The sequence below is a fragment of the Brevibacillus gelatini genome (assembly GCF_003710935.1).
Taxonomy (GTDB): domain Bacteria; phylum Bacillota; class Bacilli; order Brevibacillales; family Brevibacillaceae; genus Brevibacillus; species Brevibacillus gelatini.
Window position 1 is genome coordinate 13,580 of sequence record NZ_RHHS01000020.1, and the last position, 16,363, is coordinate 29,942.

The window sequence follows — 16,363 nt, forward strand, 5'->3', positions numbered from 1 at the left end:
CATCTTGGGGGAGAGTAGAGAGAAACTGTGGACGAAGGATTTCGTCCTTTTGACTTTATGCAACACGCTGTTGTTCCTGGCGATCCAGATGCAGACGCCCACGTTTCCTGCCTACGTAAAGCAGACGTATCAGGCGAACGATTTTGTCGTCAGCCTGGTCATCAGCCTGTTTTGTCTGGCAGCGGTCGTCGCACGCGCCTTCACCGGGGAAGCCTTGCGGACGAAAAACAGCAAGGTGATCGCGCTATTGGCGCTGTGCACCGTCGGGATTTTCAGCGCGGGCTACTACTGGGCAGGACATATTGCCCTGTTTTTGTTTTTTCGCGTTCTCGTCGGCATCGGCTTTGGCATGGGCAGCACCGCGTTTCCGACGGTCGTGTCCAACGTCATTCCCGTCCGGCGAATCGGGGAAGGGATGGGCTACTTCGGCCTTTCCACCAGTCTGGCGATGGCGCTCGGCCCGCTGATTGGGCTTGGCATCCTGCAATCGTTCGGAATTGGTCCGATGCTGTTGACGCTCGTGCTGCTCGTGGCAGCGATTTTCCCGTTGGCGCACATGATCCGCTCCTACAACCTGCGCATGGCGCCAGCAACCCAGGCAGCAACCGTCAAAGGGGTTGCCCGCTATTTTGACAAAAAGCTGCTTTTGCCCGTCAGCCTGAATTTTTGCCTGTCCATCACGTATGGCGGGATTTTGAGCTTTTTGGCCTTGTACGGAAAAGAAGCGCACATTGCCAACGTAGGCTGGTTTTTCCTCGCCAATGCGCTCGCCATGATCTTGATCCGGCCTTTTTCCGGCAAGCTGTACGATCGCAAGGGTCATATGGCCGTTCTGCCGCCCGGCGCGATCTTCGTAGGCGTCAGCCTGCTGCTCCTGTCCGTGACGACCAGCGAATCGCTGCTGTTGCTCTCAGCCATCTTCTACGGACTGGGCTACGGCATGATCCAGCCGTCGATTCAAGCCTGGATGGTCAAGGTCGTCAGGCCGGAGCAGCGCGGCATGGCAAACGGCCTGTTCTTCAATTCCATCGATCTTGGCATCGCCGCTGGCTCCATGCTGCTTGGCATACTTGCGACACATTCCGGCTACTCGGTCATGTACCGCTGGTCAGCCGCCAGCATGCTGCTGTTCCTCGTCGTGTACGTGTTGTCGCAGCTTGCGGCAGCCAAAGGGAAGAAGACACAGCTGGCAGGCGAAAATATCGGCGTATAAGAGTGATACGCAAAAGGCAGTCCTCGTTCGATCCTCAGTGTCGAACGGGACTGCCTTTTTTTATGAATGCCTAGTTTTTCTGCTGGTGCTTCATCGCTTTTGCCGCAATGTCTGTGCGGTATTGCGCTCCTTCAAACGAAATCGCCTTTACCGACGCATACGCGGCTTCACGCGCTTGTTCGAGGTCGGCTCCGGTTCCCACTACGCCGAGCACGCGGCCGCCGCTGGTCACGATGCCTTCGTCTGTTTGCTTGGTGCCGGCATGGAATACAGTAACGCCTTCTGTCGTGTTTTCCAGGCCGTCGATCCGCTTGCCCTTCGGATAATCGCCCGGATAGCCGGGAGCAGCCATGACGACGCAGACGGCGCTTCCTTCTTTCCAGGTCACGTCCAGACCGTCCAGCTCTCCGTTAACCGTCGCCACGAAAATATCGAGCAAATCCGTTTCCAGAAGCGGCAAAATGACTTGCGTCTCCGGATCGCCAAAGCGGGCGTTGAACTCGACCACTTTTGGCCCTTGTTCGGTAATCATCAGTCCGGTGTAGAGCACCCCTTTGAACGGAATACCGTCCTTCGCCATCCCGGACGCCATCGGCTGAACAATCGTTTTCACAATCGTATCAACCAGTTCGGCCGACATGTGCGGAACCGGGGCGTACGTCCCCATGCCGCCTGTATTCGGACCGCGATCATCGTTGAAAATGCGCTTGTGATCCTGCGAAGTAACCATCGGCTTTACAGTTTCGCCGTCGACAAAGGAGAGCAGGGACAGCTCTTCGCCAAACATGCACTCCTCGATGACGACGCGCGCACCCGCTTCGCCAAAAACGCTCTCCTGCATGATCTGGCGGAGCGCTTCTTCCGCTTCCTCGACCGTCTCGGCCACGACGACGCCTTTTCCAGCGGCAAGACCGTCAGCCTTGACGACAATCGGCGCCCCTTTCTCGCGCACATACGCGCTCGCCGATTCGTAGTCGATGAACGACTCGTAGGCAGAGGTCGGGATGTTGTAGCGTTTCATCAAGCTTTTCGCAAACGACTTGCTGCCTTCGATCATCGCCGCTTTGCTATTCGGCCCAAAGATCGGCAGATTGCGCTCCTGGAAAAAGTCGACGATGCCGCCGAGCAGTGGATCTTCTGGTCCTACGACAGTCAAATCAATGCCTTCGTCCTTGACGAACTGGGCCAGCGCCGCAAAATCGTTGACGCCAATCGGTACGTTCTGGGCAATCTCGGCTGTGCCGCCGTTTCCCGGAGCGCAGTACACCTTTTCTACCTTCGGGCTTTGCAAAAGCTTCCAGGCAATGGCGTGTTCGCGGCCGCCGCCGCCAATTACCAATACTTTCATGGGGATTTCCTCCTGTTAGTGCTTGAAGTGGCGAGTTCCGGTAAACACCATGGCGATGCCTGCACGGTTGCACGCGTCGATGGAATCCTGATCGCGAATCGAGCCGCCCGGCTGAATGATCGCCGTAATTCCGGCCGCAGCAGCCGCTTCTACGGTATCTGGCATCGGGAAGAAGGCATCGGATGCGAGCACAGCGCCTTTTGCCAGCTCTCCCGCCTGCTCGATGGCGATTTTCGCTGCGCCTACGCGGTTCATCTGACCAGCGCCTACCCCGATCGTCATGTTGTCTTTTGCCAGCAAAATCGCGTTGGACTTCACGTGCTTGACGACCTTCCAGGCAAATTGCAGTTGGGCCATTTCCTCTTCGGTCGGCTTGCGGTCCGTCACGACCTGGATTTCACTTTCTTCCAATTGCTTGTAATCGTAATCCTGGATCAGTGCGCCGCCTGCGACCGGAGCGATGCGGAACAGATTGTCCGCTTTTTTCGCAGGCTCATTCAAGCCACGGATGCGCAAGAGACGCAGATTCTTTTTCTCCGTCAGCACAGCCAATGCTTCTTCGGTAAAATCAGGAGCGATGATGATTTCCAGGAAAATTTCTTTCATCGCGAGCGCCGTATCTTTGTCAATCGGGCGATTGGCCGCGACGATGCCGCCAAAAATGGATACCGGGTCTGCTTCGTACGCTTTTTGGTACGCCTGGCGAATGTCTGCGCCGATCCCTACGCCGCATGGGTTGGAGTGCTTGATTGCCACAACAGCCGGCTCGGTAAATTCACGCACAATCGCCAGAGCGGCGTCTGCGTCGTTGATGTTGTTGTAGGAAAGCTCCTTGCCGTGCAACTGCTCCGCATAGCCGATGCTCAACTGGCTGGACAGCGGTTCGCGGTAAAAAGCGGCGCGCTGGTGCGGATTTTCGCCGTAGCGCAGGTCTTGCGCTTTTTCGTAGGTCACGGTGTAGCTTTCCGGCAACAGCTCGCCTACCTGCTCGCTCAAATAGCGCGAGATCAGTGCATCGTAGGCCGCTGTGTGACGGAATACTTTCGCTGCCAGACGACGGCGCGTTTCCAGCGTAGTATCTCCGTTTGCCTCGATTTCTTCGGCTACCTTGTCATAGTCGGCAGCGTCCACGACAACCGTCACGAACGCGTGGTTTTTCGCCGCGGAGCGCAGCATGGTCGGCCCGCCAATATCAATATTCTCAATCGCATCTTCGTATGTCACGTCTGGCTTGGCAATCGTTTCCTTGAACGGATACAGGTTGACCACGACCAGATCGATTGTTTCGATATTCAGGTCTTTCAGTTGCTTTTGATGTGCTTCGTTGTCACGTACAGCCAAGAGGCCGCTGTGGATATTCGGATGAAGCGTTTTGACGCGTCCGTCCAAAATCTCGGGAAATCCGGTTACCTCGGAAATACCGATGACGGGAACCCCCTCTGCTTTCAAGAGAGACGCCGTACCTCCGGTGGAAATGATCTGCACTCCGGCAGCTGCCAAACGACGGGCAAACGGAATCAATCCTGTCTTGTCAGAAACGCTAATCAACGCCTTTTTCACACTCACGGATAGAACCTCCTGACTTTTAGTAAAAAAACATGGTGGAAAGCTGTTCACGCCACACTAAAACACGAACATTCCTTTCATATTAAAACATAATTGTACGCTTTTATCAAGAGTTTTCCCCGTGAAAACAAACGCAGCCGCCCATGCCTGTTCGGCACTCGCGACTGCTTCCTCCCGCTCCCACTTGCCGGAAGCCTAGCGCTTTTTTTTGCTTCCTCCGGACAACTTTTTCACACGCTCTGCCAGAGAAAGGTGCTTGCTTTTGCCAACAGCCCTAGTTGGCTTTTTCGGTTTGCTGCTTTTTGCCTTGACCTCTTTGGGAACCATGTTCCCCAACTCTTCCATGGTAATCGACTTTCCGCTTTTCATTCGTTCCTTGACGCGCTCTTTTGTCTCCTCCGGCACGTCCAGGCCCATCTCGGCCAACTCGTTCATCAGCTCGTCGAGGTTGCCCCCGCCTTTGGGAAACTTTTGCGCGAGCCTCATAATATCGTCCAGCGTCCATTCCCGCCCTGTTCTCTTGCTTAGCTTGCCCAGCAAATCCGCAACAAAATCTCCGGTCAAATCGGCCCCTCCTCTTTTCCTGCTTCTTTTTACAGTATGACGGGAGGGCGGATTTGGTTTGCCTTCGTTGGACTGCTCTTGTCTCTTTTCAACAGAAAAAGGAAGAAGATCGACACAACGATACGGTGTCTGTCTTCTTCCTGCTTTTACGATATGACCTGAACGTGCCGTCCCGTCAGCTTGACGCGGTCTTCCACCAAGAGGCCGATCACTTCGATCAGCAGGCCGTGCTCTACCTCGTGGATGCGCGCTGCCAGCGTCTCGGCCGTGTCGTTGTCATGCACAGCTACGGGAACCTGGGCGATGATCGGGCCCGAATCGAGACCGGCATCGACCAGATGGACCGTTACCCCCGTTATCTTTACCCCGTAAGCGAGTGCCTGACCAATCGCGTCCTTGCCTGGGAAAGCGGGCAAAAGGGACGGATGCAGATTGATGATTCTTCCTTCGTAGGCAGACAGCAGCGTCTCGCCTACCAACCGCATGTAGCCTGCCAGCACGACCAGCGAAACGTCGCGCTTTTGCAGCTCTGCCACAATCTCCGCTTCAAATGCTGCCTTGCTGGCATACTCTTTCGGTTGGAATACAAAAGCTTCGATTCCCAAACGTTCGGCGCGCTCCAGCACCTTCGCCTGCGGCTTGTCGCAGACGAGCAGGGCGACTTCCACGCCCGCAAGCCGTCCTGCCTGAACAGCCTGCACGATTGCTTCGAAGTTGGAGCCGCTGCCTGAGGCGAAAATGGCCAGCTTTCTCACCATTCCACCCCGTTGTACACGACTTTGCGCTCACCCGCCTGAATGTTTCCGATCAGGTACGGCTGCTCGCCGAGCTCTTTCAGTTTTGCCATGACGCTCGCTGCATCCGCTTCCTTCACGACAAGGATCATGCCGATGCCCATGTTGAACGTTTTGTACATGTCCGGGAAGGAAATGTTTCCGGCTTCCTGCACGAGCGAAAAGATCGGCAGCACAGGCCAGGAGCCGACGTTGATGACCGCTTGCGTGTTTTCCGGGAGCACGCGCGGAATGTTTTCCGTAAAGCCGCCGCCTGTGATGTGGGCCATCGCCTTGACTTCATGCGATTCCAGCACAGCCAGCACTTGCTTCACGTAGATGCGCGTCGGCGTCAGCAGTTCCTCGCCGAGCTTTTTGCCAAGAACGTCTACATGATCGTGCAAGGACATGCCCTTGTCGGCCAACAGCACCTTGCGCACGAGCGAGAAGCCGTTGCTGTGCACGCCGCTGGAGGCAAGCCCGATCAGCACGTCGCCTGCTGCCACGTTCGCGCCCGTAATCATTTTGCTTTCGTCGACAACCCCTACGGTAAATCCGGCAATGTCGTATTCACCCTCCGCGTACATGCCCGGCATTTCCGCCGTCTCCCCGCCGATCAGCGAGCAGCCGGACTGGGCGCAGCCTTCTGCGATCCCGCTTACAATCGCTTCGATTTTTTCCGGGATCACCTTGTCTACTGCCAGGTAGTCGAGGAAAAAGAGCGGCTCTGCGCCCTGCACCACGACGTCGTTGACGCACATCGCCACGGCGTCAATCCCGATTGTGTCGTGTTTGTCCATGGCAAAAGCCAGTTTCAGCTTGGTTCCTACGCCATCGGTTCCCGAGACGAGAACCGGCTTTTCGTATTTTTTCGTGTCCAGACGGAACAGCGCTCCGAAGCCGCCCAAATCGGTCAGCACTTCGGGGCGGAATGTCCGCTTCACGTGTTTTTTCATGCGTTCGACAGCTTCGTTCCCCGCATCGATGTCGACACCCGCTTGTTTGTATGCTTCACTCATCGTTTCTCCCCCTTACAAGAGGTTGCTTGTATTAGCACTTGGACGCTGGCAGCGCCTCTTCAAATTCGATCTCGGTCGGATACTCTCCGGTAAAGCAGGCGAGACAATGCCCTTTGTTCGGAGCCGAATCCTGGCGGCCAATCGCATCGATCATGCCTTCTACAGACAGGAAGGCCAGGGAATCGGCTTCAATGATCTGGCGAATTTCCTCTACCGATTTGGTCGCGGCAATCAGTTCGTCACGCGTGGAAGTGTCGATGCCGTAAAAGCACGAGTTCATGACAGGCGGAGAGCTGATGCGCACGTGTACTTCCTTGGCGCCAGCCTCGCGCAGCATGCGGACAATGCGGTTGCTCGTCGTGCCGCGCACGATGGAATCGTCAATCATGACGACGCGCTTGCCTTCGACCACCTTGCGAACCGCCGACAGTTTGAGGTATACCGCGCGCTCGCGCAGCTCCTGGCTCGGCTGGATGAAGGTGCGGCCCACGTAACGGTTTTTAATCAGGCCGATCTCGTACGGAATGCCTGTCGCTTCCGCAAAGCCGATCGCCGCCGAAATGCTGGAATCCGGCACGCCCGTTACCACATCGGCATCAATTGCCGATTCCAAAGCGAGCTGCTTGCCCAGACGCTTGCGGGCCATGTGGACGTTGATGCCGTCGATGTCGCTGTCCGGACGCGCAAAGTAAATGTATTCAAACGTACAGATCGAACGTTGTGTCGTTTCGGTATGCTTGGTTTCGATGATGCCGTCCTGGTCGATGACAATCATTTCCCCTGGCTGCACGTCGCGCCAATACTCGGCACCGATGATGTCAAACGCGCAGGTTTCGGAGGCGACCGTCACCGCATCGCCCAGTCGGCCAAGGGACAGCGGACGCAGACCGTTCGGATCGAGAGCGATCACGAGCTGCTTCTCGTTCATGACGAGCAGCGCATATGCGCCCTTGATGTGCTGCAGCGCGTCTTTTACCGCACCTGGCAGATCGCGGCGCTCGGAGCGTGCGATCAGGTGCGCGATTACCTCGGTGTCGCTGGTCGTCTGGAAAATCGAGCCTTTTGCTTCCAGCTCTTTGCGCAGGACGGCGGCATTGACGAGGTTGCCGTTATGCGCAACAGCCATGCTGCCTTGCGCGTAGCGGAAAAACAGCGGCTGGGCGTTTTCAATCTTGCTGGAGCCGGCAGTCGTATAGCGGGTGTGGCCGATCGCAATATGACCGCGGAATTTTTCCAGATCCCCTTTGCCAAACGCTTCCGAGACAAGCCCCATTCCGCGATGCTTGTACCACTTCTCGCCGTCGGAGGCGCAGATACCTGCGCTCTCCTGACCGCGATGCTGAAGGGCGTGCAGACCGAGATAGGTCAATTGGGATGCTTCCTTATGGTTGTAGATGCCAAAGACGCCGCATTCTTCGTTCAGTTTGTCCCAGATTACCCGATCAAACATGGAATCGCATCCTTCCAGGCTGCTTTCACCTCTTGAATCGAAGCGTTGATCGCTTCAGTACCGTTCACATTCACTACCAGACGATCGCCGCCGATTGTACCGATTTTTTCAGCCGGTACGCCATGCTCACCTGCCAGTGCGAGGATCGCTTCCGCCTGCTCAGGGCTTGCGCTGAGCAAAATGCGGGATTGGGATTCGCTGAACAGCAGTACATCGCTTCGCAGTTCGGAGCTAAGCTCGACTTTTGCGCCGATGCCTTTGCCGAAGCAAGACTCTGCCAAAGCCACGCCCAGACCGCCTTCGGACAGGTCGTGAGCAGAGTTGACCAGGCCTTTGCGGATCGCTGTGAGCACGAGCTTTTGCACAGCGGCTTCCTTGTTCAGATCGATTTGCGGAGGACGGCCGGAAATGGAGCCCGTTGCGAGCTTCTGATACTCGCTGCCGCCCAGCTCTGCGAATGTCTCGCCAAGCAGGATGATCGCGTCGCCTTCGTTTTTGAAGTCTTGCGTCGTAATATGGTCAACATCGGTAATCAGACCGACCATGCCGACGGTTGGAGTCGGATAGATCGCGTCACCGCTGCGTTCGTTGTAAAAAGATACGTTGCCGCCGATGACAGGCGCGTCGAGTGCCACGCACGCTTCGCTCATGCCTTCGCACGCTTTCTCGAACTGCCAGAACACTTCCGGCTTTTCCGGGCTGCCGAAGTTGAGGCAGTCGGTGATCGCCAGCGGCTCGGCACCGGAGCAGACCACGTTGCGAGCGGATTCCGCTACCGCGATAGCGCCGCCCACTTTTGGATCGAGGTACACGTAGCGTCCGTTGCAATCTGTCGTCATGGCGAGCGCCTTGCGCGTACCGCGCACCATGACTACTGCCGCGTCAGAGCCAGGCTTGACCGCTGTGTTTGCCCGGACAATGTGGTCGTATTGCTCATACACCCACGCCTTGTTGGCTACAGTCGGCTGTGCCAGGATGCTTTTCAGCGTCTCGTTCAAGTCTTTTGGCTCCTGGATCGCAGCGAGCACGTCTACATTTGCGTTTGCCTCGTAGTAGGCAGGTACTGCGGAAGGACGGTGGTAGACAGGTGCGTCATCAGCCAGGCTGTTTACTGGCACTTCGGCCACGACCTCGCCTTTGTGCAGCAGGCGCAGCTTGCTGTCATCCGTTACTTTGCCCACGACAGCAGACGCCAAACCCCATTTGTCAAAAATGGCGATTGCTTCTGCTTCCTTGCCTTTTTCCACGACGACGAGCATGCGCTCCTGGGACTCGGACAGCATCATTTCGTAAGCGGACATTCCCGCTTCACGCTGTGGCACGAGGTCGAGGTTCATCTCGATTCCGTTTCCTGCCTTGGACGCCATCTCGGAGCTGGAGCTGGTCAAGCCAGCCGCGCCCATGTCCTGAATCCCGACGACGATGCCGGTGTCGATCAGCTCCAGGCACGCTTCCAGCAAAAGTTTTTCCATGAACGGGTCGCCCACTTGCACCGCCGGACGTTTTTTCTCCGATTCCTCTGTCAGCTCCTCGGATGCAAACGTTGCGCCGTGAATCCCGTCGCGGCCTGTACTTGCGCCGACGTAGATGACTGGGTTGCCGATACCGGAGGCTACCCCTTTTTGAATTTTTTCGTGGTCGATGAGGCCCACGCACATCGCGTTGACGAGCGGGTTGCCTTCATACGTCGGGTCGAAGTTCACTTCGCCGCCCACGGTAGGAATCCCGATGCAGTTTCCGTAACCGGCGATACCGGCTACGACGTGTTCAAACAAATATTTGACGCGCGGGCTGTTCAGCTCTCCGAAGCGAAGGGAGTTGAGCAGGGCGATTGGACGCGCACCCATGGAAAACACGTCGCGGATAATGCCGCCCACGCCAGTCGCTGCACCTTGGTACGGCTCGATAGCAGACGGGTGGTTGTGGCTTTCAATTTTGAAAACAACGGCCTGATTGTCGCCGATGTCCACGATCCCGGCGCCTTCGCCCGGACCTTGCAGTACGCGCGGACCTTTTGTCGGGAACTTGCGCAGGACAGGCTTGGAGTTTTTGTAGGAGCAGTGCTCAGACCACATCACGCTGTACAGACCTGTCTCTGTCCAGTTTGGCTGGCGTCCCAAAATATTGACTACACGTTGGTATTCTTCGTCAGTCAGCCCGATTTCGCGATAGAGCTTCTGATCGGCAATTTGTTCTGCGGTCGGTTCTTTATGCGTGAGTTGTGACACTGTTTTGTTCCCTCCACGTCTTCAGGATCGAGGTAAACATGCGGCGTCCGTCATCGGAGGTCATCCATTTGTGGACAGCACGCTCAGGGTGAGGCATCATGCCGAGCACATTGCCGCGCTCGTTGCAAATGCCTGCAATATCGTCAATCGAACCATTCGGGTTCTCGCCGCTGTAGCGGAAAACGATCTGATTGCCTGCTCTAAGCTTCGCAAGCGTCTCTTCATCACAGTAGTAGTTTCCTTCGCCGTGTGCGATTGGAATCTGAATCTCTTCCCCAGCCGCGTAGTCGCGGGTGAACGGGGTATTGTTGTTGTCTACGCGCAGGCCGGACAGCTTGCAGGCAAATTTGAGGGAACGGTTGCGCAAGAGTGCTCCTGGCAACAGCCCTACTTCTGTCAAAATTTGGAATCCGTTGCAAATTCCCATGACCAGCTTGCCTTCCTCCGCCGCCTTGACCACCTGCTCCATGACAGGCGAAAAACGAGCGACCGCGCCACAGCGCAAATAGTCTCCATAGGAGAATCCGCCCGGCAAAAGAATCACGTCATACCCGGACAGATCAGTCGCGGAATGCCATACGTAATCAACCGGCACTCCCATGACGTCTTCAACTGCGTTATACAAATCTACGTCGGCATTGGAGCCTGGAAAGACGATAACCGCTACTCGCATGTCCTTAGCCCTCCACGATTTCAAAGCGATAGTCTTCAACCACCGTATTCGCCAACAGCTTTTCGCACATCTCGCGTACACGCTCTTCTGCCTGCGCACGGTCCGCCGAGTTCAGTTCCAGTTCCATGTACTTTCCGATCCGCGCATTGTTTACTTCGTCAAAACCAAGGGTGTTCAGCGCCCCTTTTACAGCCTGGCCTTGCGGGTCCAAAACGCTCTCGCGCAGTGTTACATAAACAACAGCTTTAAACATGTACGTCTCCTCCCAGTCTCTTCAGCATTTCTTGATACGCTTCTTCTACATTGCCCAAATCGCGACGGAAGCGGTCTTTGTCCAGCTTCTCTTTTGTTTGCGAGTCCCAGAAACGGCATGTGTCCGGGGATATTTCATCGGCGAGGAGAATCTCCCCGTCCGGTGTTCTTCCAAATTCCAGTTTGAAATCGACCAGGGTGATGTTGCGCTCGGCCAGGTAAGGTACGAGAACCTCGTTTACAGCCAGCCCCATGCGCTCAAGCGTAGCCAGGTCACTTTCGCTCGCAATTCCCAACACTTTGATATGGGACGGGTTCACCAACGGGTCGCCCAATGCGTCGTCCTTGTAGTAAAACTCGACAACCGGCTGCGGGAGAACAGTGCCTTCTTCCATGCCAAGGCGTTTGGCAAGCGAGCCAGCCGCGATATTGCGAACAACGACCTCCAAAGGAATGATCTCCACTTTGCGGACAACCTGCTCGGTTGCGGACAGCAGGCGGACAAAATGGTTGTCGATGCCTTTCTCCTTTAGCATGGTGAAAAAGATAGCGGTAATGCGGTTGTTCAGTTCACCTTTTCCGGTGATTTGCGCCCGCTTCTCTCCGTTGAATGCTGTTGCGTCGTCTTTGTACTCTACCCAGTATTGGTCAGGCTCAGATGTTCGATAAATACGTTTCGCCTTACCTTCGTAGAGTTGTTCCTGTTTTTCCACTGTAGGAGTCACCTTCCCAGATAAAAAGGTTGAGTTGCGATTAATTCACGAACGATTCAACTACATTAAAACATAAACATACGCATTTATCAACGAAAAAAGCGTGAACAGCCTTCGACAAATGTTCGGGAATTATTACATAATTGTCTGTCAAGTTTTTGCCAACATTCGTTTGCATATTACTTCCCTGCTGCTTCTGAAGCAGCGGCGCAAGTTTCGTCTTGTCTGTTTTACTATGCTTTTTTCCCGCGAGAGGTATTACGCTTGATCGGGGTCTGAAATGCAGAAGTCTCCCCGCTCAAAAAGGCTCTTTCGCCAGCTTTGTGTTACACTGTCTTTGGTACAACCTACACGTGAAAGAAGGAATAGCAGATGTTTCCCTTTGAAGTATCTTTTCCTACCCGTATCTACTTCGGCATGGGTGAACTTGCGCGTTTGGGCCAGGCAGCGAAAACTCTCGGCAACAAGGCGCTTCTCGTTACAGGGGGCAGCGCAGCCAAGCGCACGGGGCTTCTCGACCGCGCGATTACGCTCCTGCAGGAAGCGCAAGTAGCCTTTGTTCTCTTTGACAAAATCGAACCGAATCCGCGCACGGCTACGGTCGATGCCGGGGCAGCGCTCGCCCGGAACGAACAGTGCGACTTCGTGCTGGCGCTCGGCGGCGGCTCGGTCATGGATGCGGCCAAGGCGATTGCAGCCGCAGCGCTTTCCGGCCGTCCCATCTACGACTACATGCGCGGCAACCCGAGCGGCACAGGCAAATTGCTCGTGCCTGTGCAAGAGGCGCTTCCGCTCCTGACAGTGCCTACGGTAGCCGCTACCGGGTCGGAAGCGAACAACATCAGCGTCCTGACCCATTGGGAGACGCATGAAAAATCCTCCATCAACGGCCCGGCTCTCTTTCCGAAAATCGCCATTCTCGATCCATCCGTCACCTTTACCGTTCCTGCGCGCGTCACGGCGGAAGCTTGCGCAGATATTTTTTCCCATCTGTTTGAAACCTATCTCATCAGCGCAGACAAAACAAACGTGCAGGACGGGATCACAGAGACACTCATCCGGCTTGTCGCCGAGCATTCCCTCACAGCGATTCGCCAGCCGGATCACGAGGAAGCCCGTTCCACTCTGCTCTGGGCGAGCACGCTGGGCATCAGTCCGTTCGCAAACGCCGGACGCGGCGCAGGCATGCCTCTGCATGGCATCGAACACCCGTTGAGCGGAATTTACGACATGGCGCACGGGCGCGGTTTGGCGATTTTGTCCATTCCTTACTTCGAGCAGGTCATTTTGCCGCTTCGTCCGGAACGGCTGGCGCGCATGGGCCGTCACTGCTTCGGCGTCACCGAAGCGGACGAGATGGCGGCAGCGCGCGCGACCATCGCCGCTGTTTCGCGCTGGTACAAAAGCATGGGCATCACCGAGCGGCTTTCCGACTTCGGCGTGACAGAAGACGCCTTGCCGAAGATGGCCGAAGAAGCCATTACCATCGGCGGACGCGGCGCAGGCTACCTGGCCAGCGCCAAAAAGCTGAACGCGGATGACGTCATTGCCATCTATCGAGCGTGCTTGTAATCGTCGAACATACTGGCAAGACGGATCTTTTTTGTGCGATAATACGATTAATAAAAAAATTTTTACTATACGGAGGTCGTACATATGGCAGATCCACGGATCAATGAACTGGCTAGCCGTCTCGTCCGCTACTCGCTCAACCTGCAAAAAGGGGAAAAGGTCCTGATTGAAAATACTGGCCTGCAACCCGAGCTTGTCCGCGCACTCGTCCGCGAATCGTTTGCGGTCGGCGCTCTGCCGCTCGTGACGCTGAAAGACCAGGAAATTTTGCGCGCGCTCTACCAGGGCACCAGTGAAGAACACATGGCCTTAATGGCGAAGTACGAATACGAGCGCATGAAAGACATGGACGCGTACATTGCGATCCGCGCTTACGAGAACATCAATGAATTCGCTGACGTTCCGGAAGACAAGATGGGCATCTATTCCCGCATCCTGTACCAGCCTGTGCATACAAATGAACGCGTGCCAAACAAGCGCTGGGTTGTCCTGCGCTACCCGAACAAATCGATGGCGCAACTGTCCAACATGAGCCTGGAAGGCTTCGAGGACTTCTATTTCTCCGTGTGCAACCTGGACTACGCGAAAATGTCCAAAGCCATGACTCCGCTGAAAGAGCTGATGGAGCGCACCGACCGCGTCCACATCATCGGACCGAAAACAGACCTGCGCTTCTCCATCAAAGGCATTAATGCAGTGAAATGCGACGGCAAACGCAACATTCCGGACGGTGAAGTGTACACAGCGCCTGTCCGCGACTCTGTAGAGGGCACCATCTACTACAACGCGGCTACCAACTACCGAGGCATGTCCTTTACCGATGTGCAGTTCACCTTCAAGCAAGGAAAAATCGTGGAAGCGACCAGTTCCAACACCAAAGCGCTGAATGACATTCTCGACACGGACGAAGGCGCTCGCTACATCGGGGAATTTGCGATCGGCTTCAACCCGCACATTCTCCACCCGATGCTCGACATCCTGTTCGACGAGAAGATCGCAGGCAGCTTCCACTTCACGCCTGGCAACGCCTACACAGTAGCAGACAACGGAAACCGTTCCTCTGTCCACTGGGATCTGGTGCAAATCCAGCGCCCTGAATACGGCGGCGGCGAAATCTGGTTCGACGACGTGCTGATTAGAAAAGACGGCCGCTTCGTCCTGCCTGAGCTGGAAGGCTTGAACCCGGAAAATCTGGTGTAGGGCATACCGTTTAGCACGTCTGGCACAAAGAATGGATAGGCTTCAGAGAGCATCTGAAACCCTATCCATTTTTTCATGCTCTCATATCTATTGAAAAATCATCATTTTAAAATTTACAAAAAATTCTTAAAAAATATGCAAAATTTTTTATAACATGCTACATTCAATACGGCAACCAAATCTACGAAGAAAGGAAGCGACTTTTTATGAAATGCAAACTCGAAACGTTCCCCCCTTATCGCATTGCGTATATGCGGCGAGTCGGTCCATACGGTCCTGCCAATGTGGAAGTAATGGAGGAGCTAAAAAAATGGGCGAGGAAGAACCAGCTTCTGGATTCGGCTATCCTGTTTGCCATTCCACAAGACAACCCGCAGACTACCGCACCTGAGCACTGCCGCTTTGATGCTTGCATCGTACTGTCCGAAAATGCCCAGTTGAACGCTGCCGATTCAGCTATCCGCGAAGGCGAGCTTGCCGGCGGGAATTACCTCGTTTTCGAAGTGAAGCATACAGCAGAGGACATCCAGCGGGCGTATACAGAAATTTTTCCTGCTCTCCACAGCAACGGCTACACGATGGACGATAAACCCATTCTGGAAAAATATACGGGCGATCTCACGACCAATCCTTATTGCGAAATATGTGTGCCTGTTAAAGTGTGATAGACCAGTCTGGCGGCATGGCAATACTTGCGGGATAACGTTGCCGGCATGACACGACATGGCGCGGCGTGACGACCGTCCGGCAGAAAGTTCATTTCCGGCTTTTGCTCGCTTGACGCAAAAAATACAATAAGGATAAGACACGTTTTGGGGAAATGGGGGCTATCCATGAACAAATCAGACCGCCTGCTGGCCATTGTGCTGGAGCTTCAGCGCAAGCGCACCTTGCGCGCGGAAGATTTGGCCGCGACATTCGAAACCAGTGTGCGGACCATTTACCGCGATATGCAGGCGCTGAGCGAAGCTGGGGTCCCCGTCGTCGGCTCGCCCGGGCAAGGCTACTCGCTGATGGAAGGCTTTTTTCTGCCGCCCGTTCGCTTTACGGTCGAAGAAGCCGTCGCGCTGCTGATTGGCGCAGACCTGGTCGAGCAGGCGTTTGGCAAAAATTACGGTCACAGCGCCCGCGGCGTCGAGCGCAAAGTCGAAGCGATTCTGTCGCCGGAATTTATCCGGGAAGTAGAGCGAATTCGCTCGACCTTCCGCCTGCTCGACATCGGAGAAGCCAACCAGCGCGAACAGGAAAAACAATACGCCGAGCTGCTCCACGAAGCCATCCTGCATCGCCGCAAGGTCCGCTTTCGCTATCGCAAAACCATCCCGGAAGCGGACGGAAACCGCGAGAGCGTGCGCGACGTGGCTCCCTACGGGCTTGTGTTGGTGCGGGGCGTGTGGACTTTGCTTGCCTTTTGCGATCTGCGTCAGGACATTCGCAGGTTCCGCCTGTCCCGGATGGGCGGGCTGACCATGCTCGCAGACAGCTTTGACCTGCCGGAGCACTTTTCGTTTGACGATTACAAGCCTCCCGATGACCGCACACTCGAAGTCCGCTTGCTCATCCCGCCAGCGATAGCCGATCAGGTGCTGGAAGCAAAGTCCTTTTATATAGAAGAAATGGCCGATCATCCGGACGGCGTGCTGGTCACGCTGCGCGTCCGGCAGCTTGAGGAAATATCGTCCTGGGTACTGGGACTCGGGGCCAATGCCTTTGTTCTGGAACCGGAATCGCTGCGCCAAAAAATTCGCGAGGAAGCGGAAAAAATGCTCAAACGCTACTGACATACTGCTGT

15 protein-coding genes are annotated in these 16,363 nt (G+C 55.5%); 5 read left to right on the forward strand and 10 right to left on the reverse strand.

Annotated elements, in window-relative coordinates; all coding sequences use genetic code 11:
* Nucleotides 1-4 precede the first annotated feature (4 nt).
* Nucleotides 5-1,213 carry an MFS transporter gene (locus tag EDM57_RS09090; RefSeq protein WP_122904459.1) on the forward strand — a complete coding sequence of 403 codons (1,209 nt, stop codon included), beginning with the start codon at nucleotides 5-7 and terminating at the stop codon, nucleotides 1,211-1,213.
* A 70-nt stretch (nucleotides 1,214-1,283) separates the two neighbouring features.
* On the opposite strand, the gene purD is transcribed toward EDM57_RS09090, so the two are convergent.
* The 10 genes from purD to purC all read right to left on the reverse strand — a co-directional run bounded on the left by purD (nucleotide 1,284) and on the right by purC (nucleotide 11,799).
* The gene (gene purD / locus EDM57_RS09095; protein WP_122904460.1) at nucleotides 1,284-2,561 is read right to left on the reverse strand and encodes a phosphoribosylamine--glycine ligase; all 1,278 of its coding nucleotides are present in this window, start codon (nucleotides 2,559-2,561) and stop codon (nucleotides 1,284-1,286) included.
* Nucleotides 2,562-2,576: 15 nt separating this feature from the next.
* The gene (purH, locus tag EDM57_RS09100; protein ID WP_122904461.1) at nucleotides 2,577-4,127 is read right to left on the reverse strand and encodes a bifunctional phosphoribosylaminoimidazolecarboxamide formyltransferase/IMP cyclohydrolase; all 1,551 of its coding nucleotides are present in this window, start codon (nucleotides 4,125-4,127) and stop codon (nucleotides 2,577-2,579) included.
* 195 nt (nucleotides 4,128-4,322) lie between these two features.
* The gene (locus tag EDM57_RS09105; protein ID WP_122904462.1) at nucleotides 4,323-4,691 is read right to left on the reverse strand and encodes a hypothetical protein; all 369 of its coding nucleotides are present in this window, start codon (nucleotides 4,689-4,691) and stop codon (nucleotides 4,323-4,325) included.
* Between the two features lie 146 nt (nucleotides 4,692-4,837).
* Nucleotides 4,838-5,449: a phosphoribosylglycinamide formyltransferase gene (gene purN / locus EDM57_RS09110; RefSeq protein ID WP_122904463.1), complete on the reverse strand. Its 612-nt coding sequence runs from the start codon at nucleotides 5,447-5,449 to the stop codon at nucleotides 4,838-4,840.
* On the reverse strand, nucleotides 5,443-6,483 hold the full coding sequence (gene purM, locus EDM57_RS09115; RefSeq protein WP_122904464.1) for a phosphoribosylformylglycinamidine cyclo-ligase: 1,041 nt from the start codon (nucleotides 6,481-6,483) through the stop codon (nucleotides 5,443-5,445). Before purM ends, purN begins: the two co-directional genes overlap by 7 nt.
* Before the next feature lie 31 nt (nucleotides 6,484-6,514).
* Entirely contained in the window at nucleotides 6,515-7,933 is a 1,419-nt protein-coding gene (gene purF, locus EDM57_RS09120) for an amidophosphoribosyltransferase (RefSeq protein ID WP_122904465.1), read from the reverse strand.
* Entirely contained in the window at nucleotides 7,918-10,161 is a 2,244-nt protein-coding gene (gene purL, locus EDM57_RS09125) for a phosphoribosylformylglycinamidine synthase subunit PurL (RefSeq protein ID WP_122904466.1), read from the reverse strand. The genes purF and purL overlap by 16 nt, the downstream gene beginning before the upstream one ends.
* Nucleotides 10,142-10,834, reverse strand: coding sequence for a phosphoribosylformylglycinamidine synthase subunit PurQ (gene purQ, locus EDM57_RS09130; protein ID WP_122904467.1), 693 nt, complete (start codon nucleotides 10,832-10,834; stop codon nucleotides 10,142-10,144). Before purQ ends, purL begins: the two co-directional genes overlap by 20 nt.
* 4 nt (nucleotides 10,835-10,838) lie before the next feature.
* Nucleotides 10,839-11,087 (reverse strand): phosphoribosylformylglycinamidine synthase subunit PurS, encoded by a 249-nt coding sequence (purS, locus tag EDM57_RS09135; protein WP_122904468.1) that lies wholly within the window; start codon nucleotides 11,085-11,087, stop codon nucleotides 10,839-10,841.
* Nucleotides 11,080-11,799 carry a phosphoribosylaminoimidazolesuccinocarboxamide synthase gene (gene purC / locus EDM57_RS09140; RefSeq protein WP_122904469.1) on the reverse strand — a complete coding sequence of 240 codons (720 nt, stop codon included), beginning with the start codon at nucleotides 11,797-11,799 and terminating at the stop codon, nucleotides 11,080-11,082. Before purC ends, purS begins: the two co-directional genes overlap by 8 nt.
* Before the next feature lie 372 nt (nucleotides 11,800-12,171).
* Between purC and EDM57_RS09145 the strand changes: the two genes are divergently transcribed.
* From EDM57_RS09145 to EDM57_RS09160, 4 genes are all read left to right on the forward strand, one after another.
* A complete protein-coding gene (locus tag EDM57_RS09145) occupies nucleotides 12,172-13,371 on the forward strand; it encodes an iron-containing alcohol dehydrogenase (RefSeq protein WP_122904470.1) in 1,200 nt (399 codons plus the stop codon).
* Between the two features lie 84 nt (nucleotides 13,372-13,455).
* Nucleotides 13,456-14,571: an aminopeptidase gene (locus tag EDM57_RS09150; protein ID WP_122904471.1), complete on the forward strand. Its 1,116-nt coding sequence runs from the start codon at nucleotides 13,456-13,458 to the stop codon at nucleotides 14,569-14,571.
* 206 nt (nucleotides 14,572-14,777) lie between these two features.
* A complete protein-coding gene (locus EDM57_RS09155) occupies nucleotides 14,778-15,236 on the forward strand; it encodes an AraC family transcriptional regulator (RefSeq protein WP_122904472.1) in 459 nt (152 codons plus the stop codon).
* Nucleotides 15,237-15,404: 168 nt separating this feature from the next.
* A complete protein-coding gene (locus EDM57_RS09160) occupies nucleotides 15,405-16,352 on the forward strand; it encodes a helix-turn-helix transcriptional regulator (protein WP_122904473.1) in 948 nt (315 codons plus the stop codon).
* The last annotated feature ends 11 nt before the right edge of the window (nucleotides 16,353-16,363 follow it).

Excerpts from the sequence above, each read along its gene's own strand:
- purF (WP_122904465.1), bottom strand. The coding sequence starts at position 7,933 with ATGTTTGATCGGGTAATCTGGGACAAACTGAACGAAGAATGCGGCGTC.
- purM (WP_122904464.1), bottom strand. The coding sequence starts at position 6,483 with ATGAGTGAAGCATACAAACAAGCGGGTGTCGACATCGATGCGGGGAAC.
- EDM57_RS09145 (WP_122904470.1), top strand. The coding sequence starts at position 12,172 with ATGTTTCCCTTTGAAGTATCTTTTCCTACCCGTATCTACTTCGGCATG.
- EDM57_RS09155 (WP_122904472.1), top strand. The coding sequence starts at position 14,778 with ATGAAATGCAAACTCGAAACGTTCCCCCCTTATCGCATTGCGTATATG.
- purQ (WP_122904467.1), bottom strand. The coding sequence starts at position 10,834 with ATGCGAGTAGCGGTTATCGTCTTTCCAGGCTCCAATGCCGACGTAGAT.
- EDM57_RS09150 (WP_122904471.1), top strand. The coding sequence starts at position 13,456 with ATGGCAGATCCACGGATCAATGAACTGGCTAGCCGTCTCGTCCGCTAC.
- EDM57_RS09160 (WP_122904473.1), top strand. The coding sequence starts at position 15,405 with ATGAACAAATCAGACCGCCTGCTGGCCATTGTGCTGGAGCTTCAGCGC.
- purN (WP_122904463.1), bottom strand. The coding sequence starts at position 5,449 with ATGGTGAGAAAGCTGGCCATTTTCGCCTCAGGCAGCGGCTCCAACTTC.
- purS (WP_122904468.1), bottom strand. The coding sequence starts at position 11,087 with ATGTTTAAAGCTGTTGTTTATGTAACACTGCGCGAGAGCGTTTTGGAC.
- purD (WP_122904460.1), bottom strand. The coding sequence starts at position 2,561 with ATGAAAGTATTGGTAATTGGCGGCGGCGGCCGCGAACACGCCATTGCC.